Annotated in this window: 19 protein-coding genes and 1 tRNA gene; 8 read left to right on the plus strand and 12 right to left on the minus strand. The window is 68.8% G+C overall.

The features are described 5' to 3' along the window. Window positions 1–105 precede the first annotated feature (105 nt). Together AB0P17_RS00500 and AB0P17_RS00505 are read right to left on the minus strand one after the other, a co-directional pair. Window positions 106–1,056 (minus strand): NmrA/HSCARG family protein, encoded by a 951-nt coding sequence (locus tag AB0P17_RS00500; protein WP_365806218.1) that lies wholly within the window; start codon window positions 1,054–1,056, stop codon window positions 106–108. A gap of 351 nt (window positions 1,057–1,407) precedes the next feature. Beyond that, window positions 1,408–2,322 carry an alpha/beta hydrolase gene (locus tag AB0P17_RS00505; RefSeq protein ID WP_365806219.1) on the minus strand — a complete coding sequence of 305 codons (915 nt, stop codon included), beginning with the start codon at window positions 2,320–2,322 and terminating at the stop codon, window positions 1,408–1,410. 98 nt (window positions 2,323–2,420) lie between these two features. Between AB0P17_RS00505 and AB0P17_RS00510 the strand changes: the two genes are divergently transcribed. After that, window positions 2,421–2,846, plus strand: a complete 426-nt coding sequence (locus AB0P17_RS00510) for a MarR family transcriptional regulator (RefSeq protein ID WP_365806221.1) — start codon at window positions 2,421–2,423, stop codon at window positions 2,844–2,846. Window positions 2,847–3,406: 560 nt separating this feature from the next. Here AB0P17_RS00510 and AB0P17_RS00515 read toward each other — a convergent pair. After that, on the minus strand, window positions 3,407–3,649 hold the full coding sequence (locus tag AB0P17_RS00515) for a (4Fe-4S)-binding protein (protein WP_365806223.1): 243 nt from the start codon (window positions 3,647–3,649) through the stop codon (window positions 3,407–3,409). 28 nt (window positions 3,650–3,677) lie between these two features. Next, a complete protein-coding gene (locus AB0P17_RS00520; protein WP_365806224.1) occupies window positions 3,678–3,986 on the minus strand; it encodes a GNAT family N-acetyltransferase in 309 nt (102 codons plus the stop codon). Window positions 3,987–4,252: 266 nt separating this feature from the next. On the opposite strand from AB0P17_RS00520, the gene AB0P17_RS00525 reads away from it, so the two are divergent. Further along, entirely contained in the window at window positions 4,253–4,720 is a 468-nt protein-coding gene (locus AB0P17_RS00525) for a MarR family winged helix-turn-helix transcriptional regulator (protein ID WP_365806226.1), read from the plus strand. Between the two features lie 208 nt (window positions 4,721–4,928). Here AB0P17_RS00525 and AB0P17_RS00530 read toward each other — a convergent pair whose 3' ends face one another. Next, window positions 4,929–6,389, minus strand: coding sequence for a serine hydrolase domain-containing protein (locus AB0P17_RS00530; RefSeq protein ID WP_365806228.1), 1,461 nt, complete (start codon window positions 6,387–6,389; stop codon window positions 4,929–4,931). A 34-nt stretch (window positions 6,390–6,423) separates the two neighbouring features. Beyond that, window positions 6,424–7,047, minus strand: a complete 624-nt coding sequence (locus AB0P17_RS00535) for a LysE family translocator (RefSeq protein ID WP_365806229.1) — start codon at window positions 7,045–7,047, stop codon at window positions 6,424–6,426. A 400-nt stretch (window positions 7,048–7,447) separates the two neighbouring features. Between AB0P17_RS00535 and AB0P17_RS00540 the strand changes: the two genes are divergently transcribed. The 5 genes from AB0P17_RS00540 (at window position 7,448) to AB0P17_RS00560 (ending at window position 13,560) form a co-directional block, all read left to right on the plus strand. Continuing rightward, complete coding sequence (locus AB0P17_RS00540; RefSeq protein ID WP_365806230.1) at window positions 7,448–8,518, plus strand: LLM class flavin-dependent oxidoreductase; 1,071 nt, start codon at window positions 7,448–7,450, stop codon at window positions 8,516–8,518. Then, window positions 8,515–9,183, plus strand: coding sequence for an NAD(P)-binding domain-containing protein (locus tag AB0P17_RS00545; RefSeq protein WP_365806232.1), 669 nt, complete (start codon window positions 8,515–8,517; stop codon window positions 9,181–9,183). Before AB0P17_RS00540 ends, AB0P17_RS00545 begins: the two co-directional genes overlap by 4 nt. Before the next feature lie 211 nt (window positions 9,184–9,394). Continuing rightward, the gene (locus tag AB0P17_RS00550) at window positions 9,395–10,702 is read left to right on the plus strand and encodes a glutaminase (protein ID WP_365806233.1); all 1,308 of its coding nucleotides are present in this window, start codon (window positions 9,395–9,397) and stop codon (window positions 10,700–10,702) included. A 139-nt stretch (window positions 10,703–10,841) separates the two neighbouring features. Further along, on the plus strand, window positions 10,842–11,684 hold the full coding sequence (locus AB0P17_RS00555; protein ID WP_365806235.1) for an alpha/beta hydrolase: 843 nt from the start codon (window positions 10,842–10,844) through the stop codon (window positions 11,682–11,684). 136 nt (window positions 11,685–11,820) lie between these two features. Next, on the plus strand, window positions 11,821–13,560 hold the full coding sequence (locus tag AB0P17_RS00560) for a pyruvate dehydrogenase (protein ID WP_365806236.1): 1,740 nt from the start codon (window positions 11,821–11,823) through the stop codon (window positions 13,558–13,560). Between the two features lie 147 nt (window positions 13,561–13,707). On the opposite strand, the gene AB0P17_RS00565 is transcribed toward AB0P17_RS00560, so the two are convergent. Then, on the minus strand, window positions 13,708–14,262 hold the full coding sequence (locus AB0P17_RS00565; RefSeq protein WP_365806237.1) for an aldo/keto reductase: 555 nt from the start codon (window positions 14,260–14,262) through the stop codon (window positions 13,708–13,710). Next, window positions 14,235–14,366: a hypothetical protein gene (locus tag AB0P17_RS00570; RefSeq protein ID WP_365806239.1), complete on the minus strand. Its 132-nt coding sequence runs from the start codon at window positions 14,364–14,366 to the stop codon at window positions 14,235–14,237. The genes AB0P17_RS00565 and AB0P17_RS00570 overlap by 28 nt, the downstream gene beginning before the upstream one ends. Before the next feature lie 316 nt (window positions 14,367–14,682). Between AB0P17_RS00570 and AB0P17_RS00575 the strand changes: the two genes are divergently transcribed. After that, a complete protein-coding gene (locus AB0P17_RS00575; RefSeq protein WP_365806241.1) occupies window positions 14,683–15,258 on the plus strand; it encodes a helix-turn-helix domain-containing protein in 576 nt (191 codons plus the stop codon). Between the two features lie 309 nt (window positions 15,259–15,567). Here AB0P17_RS00575 and AB0P17_RS00580 read toward each other — a convergent pair. The 4 genes from AB0P17_RS00580 to tmk form a co-directional block, all read right to left on the minus strand. Then, window positions 15,568–15,641: transfer RNA gene (locus AB0P17_RS00580), tRNA-Thr, on the minus strand. A 116-nt stretch (window positions 15,642–15,757) separates the two neighbouring features. Further along, complete coding sequence (locus AB0P17_RS00585; protein ID WP_365806243.1) at window positions 15,758–17,305, minus strand: alpha/beta hydrolase; 1,548 nt, start codon at window positions 17,303–17,305, stop codon at window positions 15,758–15,760. Window positions 17,306–17,411: 106 nt separating this feature from the next. Beyond that, window positions 17,412–18,617 (minus strand): DNA polymerase III subunit delta', encoded by a 1,206-nt coding sequence (locus AB0P17_RS00590; protein WP_365806245.1) that lies wholly within the window; start codon window positions 18,615–18,617, stop codon window positions 17,412–17,414. A gap of 203 nt (window positions 18,618–18,820) precedes the next feature. Continuing rightward, entirely contained in the window at window positions 18,821–22,195 is a 3,375-nt protein-coding gene (tmk, locus tag AB0P17_RS00595; protein WP_365806246.1) for a dTMP kinase, read from the minus strand. Window positions 22,196–22,274: the final 79 nt, after the last annotated feature.

Genomic DNA, 22,274 nt, shown 5'->3' on the forward strand with positions numbered 1-22,274 from the left:
ATGGAAACGCAGTGCCCCGCTCCGTCGGGTGAGGCCCATCGTGTACAGCTCCGCGCCGGCGAGCAGGGCGACGATCCTGAAGTGGCTGTGCGGGCACCGTCCTCCCTACGACGGCCGAGCTCGCCCGGAAGCGCCTCGTCGGCGCGGGGCGATGCCCGTGCCCGGGGAACGGAGCACCTTGTTGAGGAGGTCCGCACCAGGGCCTTCCAGCCATCTGTCGAAGCGCAGCAGGAAGGGGAACTCCGCGCGCAAAGCGTCGAGGTTCGCGTTTCCCGCCAGCCGGCCGTCGTCCACAAGTGCTTCCAGCTTGCAGAGGACCTCGTCCCGCGCAGGCAGTGTGTCGGACAGGCGACTGTAGCTGATCGCCCGGCCGGTGGCCCGGGTCAGGTGCTCGGCAAGGGCATTGCCGGTGAGCGTGCCCCCCGCGATCTCCATGGTGCGGCCGACGTAGCGGTCGGGTGAGCCGAAGACCGCGGCGACGATGCGGCCGATGTCGCGTACAGCGATGAACTGCATGGCCTGGTCCGGGCGCATCAGGAAGGAGACGTGTCCGCGGTCGAGGCCCATATCGGGGGTCACCAGGAGCTCCATGAACGTGGCCGGCCGGATGACCGTGCTGGGAATGTCCCGACCGCGTACACGGGTTTCCACACGGTTCTTGGTATCGAGATGGGCCACGCCCGTTGACGAACCCGCGGTGACTGCCGAACTGTAGACAAGGTGGGCGACGCCGCAGCGCTCGGCGATCTCGGCCACCGCCGCGCCGAAGCGGACCTCGTCCTCGTCGGTCACGTCGGTGCCGGCCTGGCCGGAGTTCGGCTGGACACTGAAGACGCCGTGGGCGTCGGAGAAGGCCGCGCGCAGCGACTCCGGATCGCCGAGGTCACCACGGACGGTCTGGACGCCGGCGGCGGAGAGGGACCGGGCCCGATGGCCGGAGGGGTCCCTCACGACCGCGCGTACCCCCCAGCCGTCGGCCCGCAGGGCCTCGGCGACCGATCCTCCCTGCTGGCCCGTGGCACCCAGGACAACGACGGTCTTATCGGTGTTCGTCACGACAACCGGCCTCCCCTATCGGCGAGCACAAACAGCACGACTTGCTCCACTCCTCCGGGAATCCGGGTGGCCGGCGCCAGTTTCCGGACGGCGGCGCCGTTGATCCAGCAGCTGTACTCCGCGGGCTTGACCAGTAGCCTGAAGCGCGGGGTTGCGGACCGAGTGGGCAGCCGGCGCGCCGGAGGCATCACCGTTACGTCCTCCGGGAAGCGACCGTTTCCCTCACTGTCCAGGAGAAGCGCGCAATGGGTCTGACAGGGCTCCGGCCGACGACTTCGGACAGCCCTGCGCTCCGGTCTCCGGGTCGTGTGCCGGCGCTGCGACCCTACGGATTCGCCGGTTTTGATATTCCTACAGGTTGTTGACGTAGAAGGTGACAAGCCGTTCGACGGCGGCGTCGACGTATGCGGGCTCGTCGTACATCTCGTAGTGGCCGGCGCCCTCGATCACCATCAGGTCGACCGGGTTGGGAGCCATCTTCCACAGCTGCATGCCGGCCTCGTAGGAGCCGGTGTTGCCGACGCGTCCGGCGAGGATGACTTGCAGTGGCTGGGTCAGGAGCTGGTCGACCAGGTGGAAGGCGTCATAGCCGAGCAGGAGGGAATCGCTGCGCGAGAGGCGGCGGTTGGTGGAGTGCTCGTTGCCGCCCCGCCCGGTGCGGTAGTAGGTAACGGCCTGAATGGTGTCGATGTCGGTCAGACCGGCCGCCGCGGCGCCCTCCAGCGTATCGGGCAGCCAGTTCACCCGGGTCATCTCGCCGGAGCGAGCCTCTTCGATGCGCACGTCGGCGAGGGCGTCGAGCGCGGCCGCCGGGCCATCGGACTGAAAACTGCGGAACGAGGTGCCCATATTGCCGGGGACGACCGTGCCGACAGCCTTGATGCGATGGTCCGTGCGTGCGGTGTGCACGGCATAGCCCCCGCCGGCGCAGATGCCCAGGACACCGATGCGCCGCGGGTCGATGCCGGGAATCGTGGTGAGTGCGTCGATGGCGTAGGAGATGTCCTCACCGCGACGGTAGGGGTCCTCGATATCGCGGGGCTCGCCTCCGCTCTGACCTTGGTGAGCGGGATCGAAGACGAGCGCCGCGATACCGCGGGCGGCGAGGCGAGATGCGTAGTTTGCACCGATCTGCTCCTTCACGCTGCTGCCGGGCGTGGAGAGCACCACGGCGCGCAGCGGCGCGATGCCGTCGGCATCGTCGGGCAGGTAAAGGTCGCCGGCGAGCTCGATCGGTCCGCGCGGGATCGCTATGCGCTGAAGCATGGACAGGCCCCTTCGTGAGACTATTGTTCCACGGCGACACCAGTACAAAAAGACCACTGGTGCAACTTGAAACTAATACAGAACGGTACCACTTCTGGATGGGGGTGCGCATGCCGGTCAACGGTGCGCAGCTGTGGACGCTGAACCAGCGACTGCTGAGCGTCGTGATGGATGCCTGCACGCAGGAGCTCAATGATCTCGGGCTGGAGACGAAGGAGTTCTTCGTCCTGGCGGAGGTGGCCGCGTCGCCGTACCCGGCAGAGATCGCGGCGGCGCTGCTGCTGCCCAAAGCGAGCGTGACGGTCTACGTCCGCAGCCTCGTCGCCAAGGGATTCATCCGGCGTGAGATCGACGACGCGGACCTGCGCCGCCACCGCCTCGTACTGACCTCTGCGGGCACAGAGGCGCGAGACCGTGCGCTGGCAGCCCTGGCGGCGGAGTACGACCGCAGGCTCGCGAAGATCACCTCGCGGGACCGCGCCGAACTGCTGCGCATCCTCCAGGAGATACTCTCGCCCGCATGAGTCCGCAGTGCGGCTGCCGACGGAATGGGAACGCCGGGTGTCACGTCGCCGGGATCGCCCTACACCGACAGCACCCTGGACGATCCGGTCGGCTCGCCCCCCTGACCGGCGATGTCGGGCAGGAGCGCAGCGGCAGGCCGTTCCGAGAGGTGACGGTGACGGGCTTCATCGGGACAAGCTCTGCCAGAACCGGGTTATGCCCTTGAGACCTCTCCGCCCGACCGGGCCTCCGTCGGGCGCCGTACCTGCCCGGGGCCCGCGGTGAGCGGCGGAATATCGACGGCAGTCAGCACGTCAGGCGTGCCGCACTCGGAGAACCGCACGGCAAGAGGCATCTGCTCGACTCCAAGACCTTGGGAGTCGCATGCGGGAAGCGAGCACCGGCCGCGTCACCGACCGCAGGGTCCCGTCCGGTCCCAGTACGGCTGGTGGCGCAGCTCTGCCCGCAGCCGCACAGCGTGCTCCTGGCCTCGGCGCGCGAACCTTGTGGGGCGTCCACGCTCAGCTCCCCGCGCACGATCAGGCGGCCGGTGGCACTGCGGGTGATCATGGTGGGCCGGTCAGGGGTTTCCTCCCCCGCCCTCCACGAGTTCGTACTGGAGCGCACCCGAGGGACAGCGCCGCACCACCTCCGCCAGGCGCTCGGCAGGGGCCCTGTCCGGCCGAATCCACGGCCGCGCTCCCGGGTCGAACACCTCGGGCAGGCCACGGACGCATTCGGCGGCGTGGAGGCAGCGCCCGGCCTCGAAGGTCACCGTGATCGACTCCGCCCGGTATGCCCTGCGCGCTGATTCACCGCTCATGACCGCCTCCTCCTGTCGTGCCCGGCTTTCAGTCACTGACCTTGCTGCGGGACTGATACAGCAGGTCCTGGTACTCGGGATGCCGGCTGATCCAGCCCGCGAAGAAGGGACAGGTGGCCAGCACCCGCAGATTCGCGGCACGTGCCTCGTCGAGGGCCGTGCGGACCAGTGCGGACCCGACTCCCGCGCCCTCGTGCTCCGCTGCGACCTCGGTGTGTACGAACGCGACGAGTTCCGGCGTCCGGATGTATTCCGCGACGCCCGCCACCTTGGACTCTCCACCGACACGGGCCTCATAGCGCTTCGCCTCCGGCACGTCGCTCACTTCGATCGTCATGCGTCCTCCTTGTGAGGTCTGTGGCCCCGCTCGACTCGGCGAATCTCCGTCAGCCGGGCCCCAGCTTAGCCCGAGTAGGTTGACGCATCAACTTAACCCCTCCATGGCACCATCGCCCGGCAGGCACCGGCCCCGGCGCCTTCCCCGCACACACGGAGGCCGGGTGCGAACCGAGGCATCTCGGCCACGACGGATGCCGCCTCACCGAGGGCCCGGTCCCGCCCCACATATAGATGAATTATCAACGACCTCGCTAGACTGCGCCCATGGACGCACCGCCACGCTGGCTAGACCCGGAACAGAAGACCGCCTGGGACAGCTTCATCCGCATGCAGGAGACACTGATCGGACGGCTGTCCCGACACATTCAGGCCGACTCCGGATTGTCGGCCTCCGACTACATCGTGCTCGTCAACCTCACCGAAAGAGGCAGCGGGCGGTTGCGCTTCCTGGATCTGGCCAAACTCGCGGAGTGGGAGAAGAGCAGGATGTCCCACCAGGTCACGAGGATGGCGAAGCGTGGACTCGTGGCCAGGGAGGAGTGTCCCGACGACGGACGCGGAGCGTTCGTCGTCGCCACACCGGCCGGTTACGAGGCGATCGGAGAGGCAGCACCCCAGCACGTCGAGCACGTCCGCCGCCTCTTTGTCGATGCCCTGCCCCCGGACGAGCTCAAGACCTTCGGCCGGCTCTCCCGGCGCATCCTGGACCACATGGAGAAACAGCCGGACTGACCGGGGACGGATGCGGCAACCTGCGCCAGGAAGGCACCCTCTGGAAGCACCCGCGGCCATGGGCGCGAGGAGCTTCCCTCCACTCCCGCCCCCCACTCCGGCAACTGGAGGGTCGCAGGGTTTGCTGAGCTTTTACGTAGGACCCTAAGCCAAACATGGTTGATGGGTCAACTTATGTCGATGCCGCCGCGAACGAAGCCGTCGTGCGTCAGCGGCCAGAACGCCTGGAGGCCGGGTCGGGCCGCTGAGGCCGTTCACCGAGGACCCGTGCGAACAGCGCCTCCCGCAGGGCCACTTCACGGGGATCGTCCCAGAGCCGGAATCCGGTACGGTTCATCGCGTACGCGAAGCCTGTACCGGTGTCCGGGTCCGCGAAGGCGAATGACCCACCCAGGCCCATCGTGCCGAAGGCCCGGTCCGACCCGGAGCCGAACCTGAAGGCCGGGAACGGCTTGACGTACCCCAGGGAGAACCTCGTCTCGACACGCAGCACCTCGTCGAACAGCCCGTTCGCCGGAGGTGGGGCAGCGCCGCGCAAGGCCTCCATCGTGGTATCGACGAGCCCCAGGGCAGCGCCGCCCGCTGCCACCTCGCCGTAGAGCTTGGCGATCGACCGCACCTGGCCGACGCCGTTGGCCGCCGGAATCTCCGCGGCCTGCACATCCGGCCGGTTGAAGTTCTCCACGGTGCCCAGCACTCGCGGATTGCCGAACGCCCTCGCGGTCAGGCTGCGTGGATTCGCGTACGCCCGGACGAATGAAGCCGGCATCGCCCCCAGGTGCAGCATCAACTCCCAGGAACGAAATCCGTGGATACGCGCGATCCGGTCGCGATCGGTGTCCCGCGGGAGACCGAAGTGGAAGTCGAGGCCAAGCGGTGCCGCGATCTCGTCGGCGAAAAACCGGCCGATACGACGTCTTCCAGGGTCGATCCGGCTGATGAGCTCGCTCTCGTACCAGCCCAAGGACTGGCCGTGGTAGCCATGCCGGGTGCCCGGCTCCCAGGCCGGACGCTGCTCGGCGAGAGCCGTGCCGAGGGTACGGGAGCCGGTCAGGTCAGCGAGCCCGAGTGGCCGGCTGATCGCCGCCAGCCCCGCCTGATGGGCGAGCAATTGACGAACAGTGACATCACCCTTGCCTGCGACAGCGAACTCGGGCCAATAGGCCGCTACACGCTCATCGTGGTCGAGCAGACCACGTGCGTGCAACACCGCGAGCGCGATGGCCGCCACACCCTTGGACGTCGAGAAGACCGGCACCATCGTCTCCGCCTCCCAGGGGAGACGCTTGCGGCCGTCGCGGTAGCCGCCCCAGAGGTCCACGACCTTCCGCCCACCGTGGTAGACGACGCAGGCGGCGCCGATCTCGTTACGTGCGGCGAAATTCTCGCGAAAGGCGTCGGCCACTGCGCCGTAGCCTTCATCCACGTCACCGCAGACCAAGCGGCCGGGTACATCGAGCTTGAGGACCACTGCTTCTCCTTCTTCTCGCGGCTCCATCCTGGCGCGGCGGATGACCTGTTCGTATGAATCCGAGGCGTCGCAACCGGACGCCGACAGCACGGGTGGCCGGCCGGGGCGCCGGGACGCCGCCTCTGAGGCCGGGATCAGGGTGCGCAAGCCGAGGAGATCGCTCTGGCCGATCGATACCGTGAGGCCGCCATAAGGCATGCCTCCTGGCGGCGCGGTCAGAGGCGGACCGCCGTCAAACGCTGCCCACAGCCAACGCACCCGCAAGCACGAGGATGCAGATTCCGGAAATTTGGTCGACCCGACGAGCGAACGTTCCCTTGTACGACCGAAGACGCCATCGAAGAATCCTTCCGGCTCCAACGTAGAGGCCACCAATGACGGCTTCGACTCCCATATAGGCCAGACCCAGAAGAGCAATGCGCAGCTCCGTATTCCGTCCGCCACTCGTGAATTGAGGGAGGAGAGCCGCAAAAAGCAGAAGCGCTTTGGGGTTGGTCATGGCGACCATAAACTCCTGGCGGGGAATCCGCCACCGATCGGCGCGCCCCCCTTCGTCCACGACGGCAGAAGCGTTCTCCGGTTTACGTCTCAGCGCTGCCAGACCAATCCAGGTCAAGTATGCGATTCCGCTCCATTTTATTACGGCCAGCATCCCCGGGGACTGCGCGAGGGCCGCACCGAGACCGAGCACGACGGCACCGATCAGCAGCGCGAAAGCAACAAGGCGCGCAAGGATTCCGACAAGAGCCCAGCGCGCGCCGGACCGAATGGCGTTACCCAGACCCAACAGCTGATTCACTCCAGGGATCACGGATATCAATACAGCAGCAGGGAGAAAATCCATCCAATAGATCACACTCCCAGCATCGGGCGCTCAGCCAACGCGCAGAACCGGAGCAACGCGAGATATTGGTCACGCAATACGGCCGATTTTCAGTCCACTGAATGAATCGGTTGATTGTCGACGAGGAACTCGACGGTGCGCGCGAGAGTCCTCATGCCGCCAGGGCGCCCGCCGAGAGGGCATCCCAACCCGCGGCGGGCGGCCACAAACACCATGACACCCATCTAGTTGACATCTCAACCATATGAGTGTCATGGTTGAAGTGTCAACCGATCGGTGGAGGCGGTGTGGTCGCGAGACCTGACCAGCCGGGCACTCCACAGGTCGCCCGGGAGAGGCATCCCGCCCTGTCGTCACGAGTCACCCACCGCCACACCACGACACAACGAAAGCGTTGAGCGAAGTGAACACGATGGATGTTTCGCAAATCGAGTTCGGTATCGACAGCTTCGGAGACCGGCCGCGAGACGACCAAGGCATGATCGTCTCGCACGCGCAGGCGATCCGCACCGCAGTGGCCGAAGCGGTCCTTGCCGACCAGGTCGGTATCGACGTTGTGGCGTTGGGCGAGCACCACCGACCCGAGTACGCGATCTCCAGCCCTGAGACAGTGCTGGCGGGCATCGCGACGGCAACGCGGCGCATCCGGCTCGCCTCGGGCGTGACAGTGCTGTCCTCGGACGACCCGGTGCGTGTGTTCCAGCGGTTCGCCACGGTCGACGCGCTCTCCAACGGCCGCGCCGAGGTGATCCTCGGACGGGGTTCCTTCACGGAGTCGTTCCCCCTGTTCGGGTACGAACTCAAGGACTACGACGTGCTGTTCGAGGAGAAGATCGACCTCTTCCACCGGCTCCTGGACGAGAAACCGGTCACCTGGGAGGGCACCACGCGCGCCGCCCTGCACAAGGCGGATGTCTACCCGAAGACCGATTCAGGGCGTCTCAACACCTGGGTAGGGGTTGGCGGGACACCGCAGTCCGTGCTCCGCACCGCTCAGTACGGCTTCCGGCTGATGCTCGCCATCATCGGCGGCGCCCCCGACCGGTTCGCTCCGTACGTGGACCTGTACCGGCGCGCCAGTGAGGAGTACGGCACGACCGCACAGCCGGTCGGGGCACATTCGCCCGGCTTCGTCGCCTCCACTGACGAAGAGGCCAAGGAGCTCTTCTACCCGGGCTACAAGGTGATCCGTGACCGGATCGGGAAGGAGCGCGGCTGGCCGCCGCTGCGCCGGGAGGAGTTCAACGCCGAAGTGGACCGCGGATCCCTGTATGTCGGCTCGGTGGAGACGGTCGCGACCAAGATCGCCCATGCCATCCGGGTACTGAACGCGGGCCGGTTCGACCTGATTTACTCCGCCGCCGGGACCGTTGCGGCATCCGCACGTCTACGTTCGGTCGAGCTGTACGGCACCCACGTCATCCCTCGGATCCGCGAACTTCTGGCCGAACAGCCCGCAGCCACGGCGGGAGCCACGCGATGACCGGCCCTGTCAACACCGTTGGGATTCTGGGAGCCGGGAAAGTTGGCACCGTCCTGGCGCGCCTGGCGGTCGCTGCCGGCTATCGAGTCCTGGTCGCCGGGTCCGGTGACCCCTCCAGGATCGCGCTTTCCACCAAGATCCTCACCCCCGGAGCGACCGCCGTACGGCCGGCCCAGGTGGCGGACACCGCCGACGTGGTCGTCCTCGCTCTCCCTCTCGGCAGACACCGCGACCTCCCCGTTGCGGAGCTGGAGGGAAAGCTGGTCATCGACGCGATGAACCACTGGTGGGAGGTCGACGGTCCCCGTGACGCGGTCCTCCCGCCCGGCACCTCGTCGAGCGAAGCCGTTCAGCGGTTCCTGAAGGGCGCACGTGTCGTCAAAGCCCTCAACCACATGGGATACCACGACCTCGAAGACGGGGCTCGTCCAGCCGGCGGCCTCGGACGCAAGGCCATCGCGCTCGCCGGTGACTCGCCCGAGGACATCGCGGTGGTGTCCGCGCTGATCGACGCTCTCGGGTTCGACCCACTCACCATCGGCGACCTCGCAGCGGGCGTGCGGCTCGAGCCGGGAACCCCCGCCTTCGGAGCCAATGTCGACGCCGATCAGCTTCGCGCTCTTACCGCCACTCCTGCTCCGGCAGAACTTTTGGAATCCTCGTAACAGACCCGCTTATCCGTGACGGTCGAGCACGATCTCGTCAGATTTTCAGGAGTGATGACACGCGCCACCCCGGCACAGCATGAGGCCATCTCCCTGATCGCATCGACACTGTGAGGCCGCGCCGTAAAGCGCTGCCAGGTGCGGCTCGATACCAAGACACTCATAACGCGGCTCTCACAGCGTGAATACTGCAATAATGCATGGAGGGCGAATGCGGCCGATAATTCCCGACTATTTGGCCGAAGTACTGGGAGATGTGGAATCGGACACGTCCGGAGAGCTGGCGGAATACATTCCTGAGCTCGCAGCAGCGGACCCCGAGCGCCTAGGAGCGGCCTTTGCCATGATTGGCGGAGAGGTCTATGGTGCCGGTGACATCGATATCGAGTTCACCATCCAATCAATCTCCAAGCCGTTCGCATACGCGTTGGCCCTGGCTGATCGCGGATTCGACTCCGTTCTCGCCAAAGTCGGTGTCGAGCCGTCCGGAGAGGCGTTCAACGAGATCTCCCTCGAAAGCGGCACCGGGCGCCCTCTCAATCCCATGATCAACGCCGGAGCGATCACCGTACACTCGCTGACCGGCGCGGAGAATCTGAATCCGGGAGAGCGTGTGGACCGCGTACTCCGCGGCCTCTCGGCGTTCGCCGGTCGTCGGCTGAGGATGGATGAGGCGGTATGTGCGTCAGAGATGGAGAACGCGCACCGCAACCTCGCCATTGCGCACATGCTCCGCAGTCACCAGGTCCTCACCGAGGATCCCAGGCCCATCGTGGACGGCTACACCCGCCAGTGTTCCGTGCTTGTCACCACACGAGATCTGGCCATAATGGCCGCGACGCTGGCCAACCGCGGGATAAACCCTCTCTCGGGTGAGCAGGTAGTTCCGGAAGCGGTAGTACGTCAGGTGCTGAGCGTGATGTTCAGCTGTGGAATGTATGACGCCGCTGGTGACTGGGCGACCCAGGTCGGCATTCCGGCGAAAAGCGGGGTGGCCGGGGGCCTGATCGGCGCGCTCCCCGGGCAGATCGGCATGGCCACTTTCTCGCCCCGACTGGACAGTCACGGGAACAGCGTTCGCGGCGTGTCACTGTTCGAGCGATTCTCTTCAGACATGGGCCTGCACGTGATGGAGGTCCCGGCGGCCGCGCGTGCCGTCGTGCGGTCCAACCATGTCGTCGGCAACGGCCCGAACGCGCCCCGGGTCCTGCAACTGCAAGGTGGCATCGGCTTTGCCGGAGCCGAGAGAATTATCCAGGAAGCCGAGGGAATTCCGCCTTCGGACGCCAGGGTGGCCTTGGACCTGACAAGGGTCCATTCGATCGACGACGTAGCACGGCGCATGCTGCTGGAGGTCGCGCGACGGCTGACGCTGAATGGTCACGAGGTCTACCTCGTCGATCCAGAATCGATCATTCCCGATCCAGACCCCGGCGATGGTGGCCGAGTCACCGTCGTAGCCGATGTGGATCACGCTGCCGCGCACACGGCGACCGCGGGAGGAGGCCATATCCGCTGAACACCCAGGGTGAGATACGCGTACCACCGCGGACCGTTGCGGAGCTGCGATATCTCTGCCCCACCCTCCGGTAACACACGTTCTTCATATGCATGTTCTCGGCCCGCGATCGGTTCGCCGGCCAGAAGGAGAAGAAATCATGGGTTACATCACCGTCGGCACGGAGAACAGCACGCCGATCGAGCTCTACTACGAGGACCAGGGTTCCGGGCAGCCGGTCGTCCTGATCCACGGCTACCCCCTGAACGGACACAGCTGGGAACGCCAGACGCGCGAGCTGCTGGCCCAGGGCTACCGGGTCATCACCTATGACCGGCGTGGTTTCGGCCAGTCGTCGAAGGTGAACTCCGGTTACGACTACGACACCTTCGCCGCCGACCTCAACACGGTCCTTGAGACCCTCGACCTGCGGGATGTCGTCCTCATCGGTTTCTCGATGGGCACGGGGGAGCTCGCCCGCCACGTGAGCCGATACGGTCATGAGCGGGTCGCGAAGCTTGCCTTCCTCGCCTCGCTCGAGCCGTTCCTCGTCGCCCGCGACGACAACCCGGACGGGGTGCCACAGGAGGTCTTCGACAACATCGCCGCGACCGGCAAGGCGGATCGATACGCCTGGTACAAGCAGTTCTACGCGGACTTCTACAACCTCGACGAGAACCTCGGCACGCGCATCAGCGAGGAAGTCGTGACCGGCAGCTGGAACGTCGCGATCCGCAGCGCTCCGGTGGCCGCGTACGCCGTGGTGCCGGCATGGATCGAGGACTTCCGCTCCGATGTCGAGGCGGTCCGCGCGAGTGGCAAGCCCGCACTGATCCTGCACGGCACGAAGGACAACATCCTCCCGATCGACGCTACGGGGCGCCGCTTCCACAAGGCACTCCCCGAGGCCGACTACGTCGAGATCGAAGGAGCGCCGCATGGTCTGCTCTGGACCCACGCCGATGAGGTCAACGCCGCGCTGCGCGACTTCCTCGCGAAGTGACGGTGAATGATGTGCGGTCACTCCGACTCCCCGGGCGACGACGCCCGGCACCGATGATCACAAAGTAGACGCATCAACTATATTGAGCCCTACGGCAGTCGTGGACAGGCGTGCAACCTGAGGAGAGAAGTCCGGTATGCGTAATCCGACCGTGGCTCAGCAGACGGTGGACATTCTGCGCCAGGCGGGCGTGGAGCGGATCTATGGCGTGGTGGGTGACAGCCTGAACTCGGTGGTCGACGCGGTACGCCGTACCGACGGCATCGAGTGGGTGCATGTACGGAACGAGGAGGCCGCTGCCTTCGCCGCAGCGGCGGAGGCGCAGCTGACCGGCAGGCTCGCGGTGTGCGCCGGAAGCTGTGGCCCTGGAAACACGCATCTGATCCAGGGCCTGTACGACGCGCACCGCTCCGGTGCGCCCGTGCTGGCACTCGCCTCGCACATCCCGTCCCACCAGATCGGCACCGGCTTCTTCCAGGAGACCCACCCGGAGCGGCTGTTCGCCGAGTGCAGCGACTACTGCGAGATGATCAGCACCCCCGAGCAGATGCCCCGGGTTCTGCGGATCGCCATGCAGCGGGCTCTTGGCAACAGCGCGGTGTCGGTCCTGGTCATACCGGGCGATGTCGCCCACGACGAGGCGACTCACCCGACGGGAAAGAGCGACCTGGTCACCGAGTACGGCCGGGTCGTCGCCCCGGAGGGACAGGTTCAGGCACTGGCCGAGAAGATGAACGCGGCACGGAAGGTGATGCTGTTCTGCGGCGCGGGGGTGCGGGACGCGCACACCGAGGTCATGGCGCTCGCCGAGAAGGTTGCCGCCCCCATCGGGCACACCCTGCGGGGCAAGGAGTGGATCCAGTTCGACAACCCGTACGACGTCGGCATGAGCGGCCTGCTGGGCTACGGCGCCTGCTTCGACGCGATGCACGAGGCCGACCTGGTCGTCCTGCTCGGCACCGACTTCCCGTACAACGACTTCCTGCCCCAGGCCCGGACCGTACAGATCGACCACAATGCGGGCAACCTCGGCCGTCGCACCGTCCTGGAACTCGGGATCCACGGCGACGTCCGGGAGACACTGCGTGCTGTACTGCCGTTGGTCGAGGCCAAGCGGGACCGTACCTACCTGGACCGGATGCTGCACAAGCACGCCAAGTCGCTGGAGACGGTGGTCTCCGCCTACACCCACGACGTCGAGCGGCACACCCCGATCCACCCTGAGTACGTGGCCGCGGTTCTGGATGAACTCGCGTCCGACGACGCGGTGTTCACCGTGGACACCGGCATGTCCAACGTATGGGCGGCGCGTTACCTGACCCCCAACGGGCGGCGCCGGGTGATCGGGTCGTTCCTGCACGGCACGATGGCCAACGCGCTGCCGCACGCCGTCGGCGCGCAGTTCGCCCACCCCGGCCGCCAAGTGATCTCGATGTCGGGTGACGGTGGACTGGGCATGCTCATGGGCGAGCTGCTCACGGTGAAGCTGCACGATCTGCCGGTGAAGACGATCGTATTCAACAACTCTTCACTGGGCATGGTGAAGTTGGAGATGCTGGTAGAGGGGCTGCCCGAGCACGAGACCGACCACGAGCCGGTGGACTACGCGGCGATCGCCCGCGGTGCGGGCATCCAGGCGATCCGCATCGAGCGCCCCGCGGATGTCGCCGAGGGGCTGAAGCAGGCGCTCACCCACGACGGGCCGTTCCTGGTCGACGTGGTGACCGATCCCAACGCGCTGTCGATCCCGCCGCACATATCCGTCGCGCAGGTCAGGGGGTTCGCCTTCGCCGCCGGCCGGACCGTGCTCGACGGCGGGGTCGGCAAGATGCTGGACCTGGCCCGCGCCAACCTGCGGAACATCCCGCGCCCCTGAGATGGTTACCGCACACGAACGGACGTAGCAGATTCGATTCGGCACACTCCAGCACGGCTCGCTGGGCATCGGTCACCGACAACGGCGGAATCTTCGGAACCGGACGACTCGTACCCGACCAACGAGTCTCCGACTCACATCACCGGATCAGACGAGTGCGTTCAGGCGCGCCACGTCGTCGTCGGTCAGGGAGAGCTTGGCGGCCTGGAGGTTCTCGGCGAGGTGTTCCAGGGAGGTGGTGCCAGGAATGGGCAGCACTACAGGCGAGATGTGCAGCAGCCAGGCCAGGGCGACCTGGGCCGGCGTCGCCCCTAGTTCTGCGGCGAGACCAGCGACCGGGCTGCCCGGCTCGGCGAGCTTGCCCATGGCGATCGGGAACCACGGGATGAACGCGATGCCCTGGGCGGTGGCGTAGTCCAGGACGTCCTGCGACTGGCGTGTCACCAGGTTGTAGAGGTTCTGGACGCTGGCGATCCCGGTGATGGACTGGGCCTCCTTCAGCTGCTCCACGGACACCTCGGAGAGGCCGATGTGACGCAGCTTGCCCTCCGCCTTGAGTTCGGCCAGGGCGCCGATCTGGTCGGCCAGGGGCACGTCGGGATCGATGCGGTGCAGCTGCATGAGGTCGATCCGCTCGGTCCGCAGCTCCCGCAGCGACAGCTCCACCTGCTGCTTCAGGTAGGCGGGACGGCCGACCGGCACGAACACACGCTGAGGCCGGGGCGGGTGTTTCCGACCTTGGTCGCGACGACCACGCCCTCCGGGTAGGGGTGCAGGGCGTCGGCGGTGATCCGCTCGGCGACCATCGGGCCGTAGGAGTCCGCGGTGTCGATGAAGTTGACGCCCTGCTGGTGCCGTAGCCGAGCCGATTGACGGTCAGATCGCCGCCGAGGTCGAAGGTGAGGGGAGTGGTCGTGGTGCGTTCCTCCGCGGTGTTGTCGGGTGGATCGGGGTCCGGGGTGTGATCAGGGGGCCGAACGGGGCCGAACGTCTCCCGACACTCGGGATCCCGACAGGGATGAGGCACCCCGGGAACTAACATGAACTATGGTTCATGAACCATGATGAACAATAGCTCACGTTAAATGCAAGTGCAGACCGCCCAACCGCTGGAGAGCTCTCGTGACCCAGGCCCGAGCGCCGCGCGCCGACGCGGTCCGCAACAGGAAGAAGATCCTCGACGCCGCCCGCGAGCAGATCTCGCTTCACGGTCCAGAGGCCGGAATGGACGAAATCGCCGCTGCGGCGGGCGTCGCCGTCGGCACCCTGTACCGGCACTTCCCGAACAAGACCGACCTGGTCGCGGCCGTCATCGCCGAGTATCTGGACGGAGTAGCGGCCGGCGCCGAAGCCGCCGTAGAGCGCGTCGCGGCTGGTGCACCCGCCCTCGACGAGATCACGCACTTCCTCCAGCACGTCATGGAGGCGTCCGCAGCCGACCGCGCCGTCAAAGCCGCCGCCCTCGTCCTCAGCGCCGACCCGGCTGACAAGGCACCGGTGGAACGCGCGGCGAACGCTCTGACCAGTCTTATCCAGACCGGTCAGGCCGATGGCGACATCCATCCGGACGTCACCATCGACGACATGTACCTGCTCTTCTCCACCGCCCCCACCGACCAGCCCGCCTCCGCCCGCGCCCGCTGGCTCACCCTGTTTCTGTCCGGACTCACCACCCACGGCCGTAGCGCCGGGAATTGAGCACCCGTTTCTGGGGTTGTCTCCGCGCGGGCCCCTCACCGGGCATGGGTCCGCGTGTCCTCAGTACCGGCTTGTCGGGCCGCCGGCAGTCGATATCCGTGACCACCGTCTCGGAACGGACCAGGCGAAAGCCCGTGCCAAGACCAAGAAGAAGGCCCAGCGCCGGAGGCCCGAGAAGCGGGCCCCGGCGGCGCTCCGCTCACACATCGCTCACGCAAGCCATCTCGCGGCGCCCCGGCCGTGTGACGCGTCATGCCCCGAGTAACACAAAAGGCCAGGTCACGGGCTATGTGACCTGGCCTTTGCCGGAGCCGCCTTCGGGATTCGAACCCGAGACCTACGCATTACGAGTGCGTTGCTCTGGCCAACTGAGCTAAGGCGGCGCGCCGTCCGGACCATCGTGCGGTCTGCGGCGCCGCCAAGTCTACACAGTTTCGAGGGGTGCTCCGTCCACCCCCGGTGCGTAGGGGTTCTCGCAGGTCAGGGTGGTCCGGGCGGGTCAGGAGCACTTCTTTCCGCGGGCGGGGGGCGTGCCCTCCAGGAGGTAGGTGTTGATCGCCGTGTCGATGCAGTCGCTGCCGCGCCCGTACGCCGTGTGGCCGTCGCCCTCGTAGGTGAGGAGCGTGCCCGAGGAGAGCTGGTCGGCGAGGGACCGGGCCCACTTGTAGGGGGTGGCAGGGTCGCGGGTGGTGCCGACCACGACGATCGGGGCCGCGCCCTTCGCCTCGATGCGGTGCGGGGTGCCGGTGGCTTTGACCGGCCAGTACGTGCAGTTCAGGGCGGCCCAGGCGAGGCCCCTGCCGAAGACCGGGGAGGCCTGTTCGAAGGAGGGGAGCGCCTTGATGACCTCGTCGGGGCCGGAGAAGGAGGGCGGGAGGTCCAGGCAGTTCACCGCGGAGTTGGCGAACATCAGATTGGCGTACGTGCCGTCGCTCTCGCGTTCGTAGTACGAGTCGGCCAGGGCGAGCAGCGCCGCCCCGTCGCTGTCCATCGCGGCGGCGAGGGCCTCGCGGAGCTGGGGCCAGGCGGACTCGTCGTACATCGCGGCGATCACGCCGGTCGTGGCGAGGGACTCGCCCAGCTCACGGCCTCCGCCCGCCGGGACGGGGCGCGCGTCCAGCTGTGTGAAGAACGCCTTCATCCGGTTCGAGACATCGGCCGCGGACTTCTGGCCCAGGGGGCAGTCCGCCTGCTTCACGCAGTCCTCGGCGAAGGACCGGAAGGCCGTCTCGAAGCCGGCCGTCTGGTCGCGGTTCAGCTCGCGGGCCGGGAGGGACGGGTCCATCGCTCCGTCGAGGACGAGTCGGCCGGTGCGCCGGGGGAACAGTTCGGCGTAGGTCGCGCCGAGGAAGGTGCCGTACGAGGCTCCGACATAGGAGAGTTTCCGGTCGCCCAGCACCGCGCGGAAGAGGTCCATGTCGCGGGCGGCCTCGACCGTGGAGACGTGCGGCAGGACCGTGCCGGAGCGCTTCTCGCAGCCCCGGGCGAAGTTCTTGAAGGACTCGGTCAGCTTGGTGGCCTCGGCCGGGTCGTCGGGGGTCTGGTCGACCTGCGTGTACGCGTCCATCTCGGTGCCGCTGAGGCATTCGACGGGCTCGCTGCGGGCCACGCCGCGCGGATCGACGGCCACCATGTCGTACCGGGCGCGGACCGGGGCCGGGTAGCCGATGCCGGCGTACGCCTGGAGGTAGCCGATGGCCGAGCCGCCGGGGCCGCCCGGGTTGACCATGAGGGAGCCGAGGCGCTTGCCCGGTCCCGTGGCTTTCTTCCGCGCGACGGCCAGGTCGATCTCGGTGCCGTCCGGCTTCGCGTAGTCGAGCGGGGCCTTCATCGTGGCGCACTGGAAGTCGGGGACGCCGCAGTCGCGCCAGGCGAGCTTCTGGTCGTAGTACTTCTTCAGGGCGGCCGGGTCGCCGGACACCGGGCCCGGGGCCGGGTTCGACGCGGACGCCTCCATCGGCGAGCCACCGGAACTGCAGCCGGAGATCAGCAGGCCGGCTGCGGCCAGCGCGGTGGCGGAGATGCGGAACAGGCGCCTGGTGTCCATCCAGGGATGCTAGCCGTCCGGCCCTGCCCGGGGTCCGGCCACGCTCGTACGGGTGAATCCCGACCGGTGCGGTTGATCTTGCGACCGTACGGGCGCGCGCCCCGGGTCAGCCCGCTCTCAGCGACACGGCCATCGCCTCCACCGCGAGCAGCGGCGCCACGTTGCGGTCCAGGGCCTGGCGGCAGGCGACGATCGCCTCGATGCGGCGCAGGGTCCGCTCCGGGGTGGAGGCGCGGGCCACCCGCTCCAGCGCGTCCTGCACATCGGCGTTGGCGAGCGCGACCCGCGATCTCATCTGGAGGGCGAGCACATCGCGGTAGAACCCGGTCAGGTCGGTGAGGGCCAGATCGAGGCTGTCGCGCTGCGTACGGGTGGAGCGGCGCTTCTGGCGGTCGGCCAGCTCCTTCATCACCCCGGCGGTGCCCCGGGGCATCCTGCCGCCCGCCGCGGCGCCGAGAGCGGCCTTCATCTCCTCCGTCTCCTTGGCGTCGACCTCCTCGGCCACCTGTTTGGCGTCCTCGGTGGCGGCGTCGATCAGCTCCTGCGCCGCCTTCAGGCAGCCGCCGATGTCGTCCACGCGCAGGGGCATCTTGAGGACGGTGGCCCGCCGGGCCCGGGCGCGCGGGTCGGTGGCCAGCCTGCGGGCCCGCCCGATGTGGCCCTGGGTGGCCCGCGCCGCGGCGTGGGCGGCGTCCGGCTCGATCCCGTCGCGCCGGATCAGGACGTCGGCGACGGCGGCCACGGGCGGGGTACGCAGGACGAGGTGGCGGCAGCGGGAGCGGATCGTGGGCAGGACGTCCTCCAGGGAGGGCGCGCAGAGCAGCCAGACCGTCCGGGGCGCCGGCTCCTCCACCCCCTTCAGCAGGACGTTGCCCGCGCCTTCGGTGAGCCGGTCCGCGTCCTCCAGCACATTGACCTGCCAGCGCCCGCCGGCCGGCGAGAGCTGGGCGCGGCGGACCAGTTCGCGGGTCTCCTTGACGCCGATGGAGAGCAGGTCCGTACGGATGACGTCCACATCGGCGTGCGTACCGATCAGGCTCGTGTGGCAGCCGTCGCAGAAGCCGCACCCCGGCTCGCCGCCCAGGGCCCGGTCCGGGCTGGTGCACTGCAGGGCCGCGGCGAAGGCGCGGGCCGCCGTGGACCGCCCCGACCCCGGCGGTCCCGTGAAGAGCCAGGCGTGCGTCATCTTGGACGCCTCGGGCGGGGCGTCGCCCGCGGCCTCCGCCGTGACCAGCGCGTCCGCGTCACGGGCGGCGGCGGCCAGCGTGGTAGTGACCCGGTCCTGCCCGACCAGCTCGTCCCATACGGTCATGCGCCGCCACCGCCCCGCCTTCTCGCGCCGCGAGCCTCGTGGCTCCTCGGCTCCGTCACTCCGTACCTGTGCCGTCCCGACGGGACGTGCCCGACGGGGCGTACCCGCTCGGAGTCCATTGTGGGGCCGGGGTCTGACACCCCGGCCCCACCGGGGCGGCTCCGGCCCCACCAGCGGCCGACGGGCAGCCGGCTGCCGACCGGCTAGCGGCGGCGCCTTCCGTCGGTGTCGCCGGTGTCGCCGGTGTCTTTGGTGTCGGCCGCGTCGTCGGCCGTCCCGTCACGCGGGCCGAGCAGTTCGTCCGCCAGGGTCGGCAGATCGTCCAGCGGCGTCTCCTCCGCCCAGTCCGAGCGGCGGCGCGGGCGCTCCGGCGGGCGCTGGAGGCGGGACTCCGGAGCGGCGTCCGGGTCGATCACCGGCAGTTCCCGCGTGCGCTCGTTCTCCCGCTCCCCGGAGGGCGCCGGGTCGTCCTCGCGGAAGAAGCCCCGGGGCACCCGGTCGGCCGGGTCACCGTCCCGTACGGGCGGCAGAACGGCGGTCTCGTCGGCCGCTCGCGCGTCCCGTCGAGACTCCCGCGGCCCGTCCCCCACCTGCGGCAGAACCGCCGTCTCGTCGGCCGCGCCGGGCCGGTCCCGCCCGGGCCGCGGGGTGTCCGGACGTACCGCCGGAACCTCCTGCGTCACGTCCTCCGGGGCGCTCGCCGGCTTCGTGAAGTCCGGCTTCCTGAGGTCATGCTTGATGACCGGGGTGGGGACCGTGACCTCGGCGGGTGAGTCCTCGGCCGCGGCGGCCTCTGCGGCCGCCGCCCGCTCGGCGACGCGACGCGCCTCCTCGGCCCTGAGCAGCGCTTCCTCCGCCTTGCGCTGCTTCTCCAGCCGCCGCTCCTCCGCCTCGGCGCGGAGCCTGGCCTCTTCCTGAGCCTGTCGCCTCAGGCGCGCCTGCTCCGCCTCGTACGCCCGCTCCTCGGCCTCGCGCCGCTTGCGCTCCTCCTCGGCCGCCCGGCGCTCCGCCTCTGCGCGCTCCCTGGCCTCCTGCGCCTGCCGCTCCTCCTCGCGCCGGCGCGCCTCTTCCAGCTCGCGCCGCTTGCGCTCCTCCTCCTCGGCACGGAGCTTGGCGAGCTGCGCCTGGCGCTCGCGCTCCAGCCGCTCCTCCTCCGCCTTGCGGGCGGCTTCCTCCTCGGCCTTGCGGCGAGCCTCCTCGATGGCGGCCTTCCGCGCCTCCTCCCTGGCCTTGATCTCGGCCTCGGAGAGTGGCAGAAGCTGGTCGAGCCGGTGCCGTACGACCTTGGTGACGGCTTCCGGCTCCTGGCCCGCGTCCACGACGAGATAGCGCGTCGGGTCGGCGGCGGCCAGGGTGAGGAAGCCGGTCCTTACCCGCTGGTGGAACTCGGCGGACTCGGACTCCAGCCGGTCCGGCGCCTCCGTGAAGCGCTCGCGCGCCGTCTCCGGGGAGACATCGAGCAGCACCGTGAGGTGCGGTACGAGCCCGTCCGCCGCCCAGCGCGAGATACGGGCGATCTCGGTCGGGGAGAGGTCGCGGCCCGCGCCCTGGTAGGCGACGGACGAGTCGATGTAGCGGTCGGAGATGACGATCGCGCCACGCTCCAGGGCGGGGCGGACGACCGAGTCGACATGCTCGGCGCGGTCCGCCGCGTACAGCAGCGCCTCGGCGCGGTTGGACAGCCCGGCGCTGGACACGTCGAGCAGGATCGACCGGAGCCGCTTGCCGACCGGAGTGGCGCCCGGCTCCCGGGTGACCACCACTTCGTGGCCCTTGGCCCGGATCCAGTCGGCCAGCGCTTCGACCTGTGTGGACTTCCCGGCGCCGTCCCCGCCCTCCACGGCGAGGAAGAAGCCGGTCCCGGCCGGGGCCTGTACGGGGTCGGCTCCGCCGCGCAGCGCGTCGCGGAGGTCACGCCGGAGCGGCACGCCGGACCGGTCGTCCGTCTTGGCCAGCACGATCGCCGCGACGGGCAGCAGCAGTGCGCCGACCAGCATCAGGGTGAACGCGGCGCCGTCGTGGGCGAAGACGAAGGTGCCGCTGGCGAGGCGGTGCGGGCCGATGGCCGCGGCGAGGAGGGGGGCGGCCACCAGGCCGAGCGCAACGAAGACCCTGGCTACAGCTTGCAGGTGTTCGGTGACTCGCTGTCGACGGTACTCCTCGATCTCCACATCGACCAGGGCGTGGCCGGTATACGCCACGACGCCCGCCGTGAAGCCGGTGAACAGCGCGAGGAACAGCACCGTCGCCGTGTCCGGCACGAGGCCCATGGCGAGCAGCGCGACGCCGGTGACCGCGATGCCCAACGCGAACAGCCGGCGCCGGGACAGGGCGGGGAACACCTTCGCGCCGCAGCGGATGCCCAGCGCCGTACCGCCGGTCAGGGCGAGGACCAGCAGTGCGAAGGCGACCGGGCCGCCGCCGAGGTCCTTGGCCTGGAGGACGGAGACGGCCACCGCCGACGCGACGGCTCCGGCGATCGCGCCGCAGGCGAGGACGAGCAGCGGCACCGCGCCCGTACGGCCCTTGTCCCCACCGCCGGAACCAGAACCTCCGGAACCGGCGCTCCCGGAACCGGCGCTCCCCGGACGGCGCAGCCCTTCGAGCGGGGAGCGCGGCCGGGGCGTCGCCCCGTCGGGCAGTTCGAGGAAGTACAGGGCGGAGACGGACGCCGAGAACAGCCCGGCCGCGACATACGAGCCGAGGGCCGCCTGGTGCAGCGAGAACCACTCGATGCCCATGCCCAGCAGGTTGCCGATCAGCGTCGCGACGAGCAGGACGGCGGCCGCGGCGGGGACGGACAGGAACGTCGTACGGAGCGAGAGCCGCCGCAGTGCGTCGAGGTGGTCCGGCAGCGGACGTACGGCGGCGCCCTCCAGCGGCGGGGCGGGGAGCAGCGACGGCGCGGCGCTCTCCTTGGCCACCGTCCAGAAGCGCTCGGCCACGCCCACCACGAAGACCGTGCTGAGGAGGATCGGGAGGGCGCGGTCGGGGGTCCAGTCGAGCCACAGCGGCGCGACGATCAGCAGACCGAGGCGGAGGACATCGGCGACGATCATCGTCCAGCGACGGTCCAGCGGCCCACCGTCGCGGTCGGGCTTGGCGGGCTTGGCGGGCCGAGCGGGCGTGGCTCCGGTACCGCCGGACTCTCCGGAACCGGCCCCGGCCCCGTCAGGCGCCGCGCCCGCGTCCCCGGGCCGCCCCGCCGTCCCGGACTTCCCGGCGGTCGCCGGGGCTCCCGTACGCGGTGCGACCAACGCCGTCAGCGGCCCCAGCAGCACCGCTCCGAACAGCAGCGTGGCCAGGATCCTGACGCCGAACACGGCGGCGACGGCGAACGCCGCGCCCCGGTATCCCGTACCGAACGAGCCCTCCGCGATCGCTGCTTGCAACGAAAGCAGCAGAAGCACGAGAACGGCGAGTACGTCGCCGATCCCGCCGACGAACTGGGCACCCCACAACCGCCGCAGCGGAGGAAGGCGCAACAGTGATCGAACGGCGCGCTCTCGTGAGTCTGCGGCAAGTGCGTCGGAGTCGGAGGAGGAGCTCACGACCCCTGGCTGCTCGGCTCGTGTCATCCGCCCAGCCTATCCGGAGCCGCTGACAACCCCGGAGCCCCGTCCGAACAAACGACCACCTGGCCACCCTCGCCCGGTC

Source organism: Streptomyces sp. NPDC088124, from assembly GCF_040685895.1.
In the GTDB taxonomy this organism is placed as follows: Bacteria; Actinomycetota; Actinomycetes; order Streptomycetales; family Streptomycetaceae; genus Streptomyces.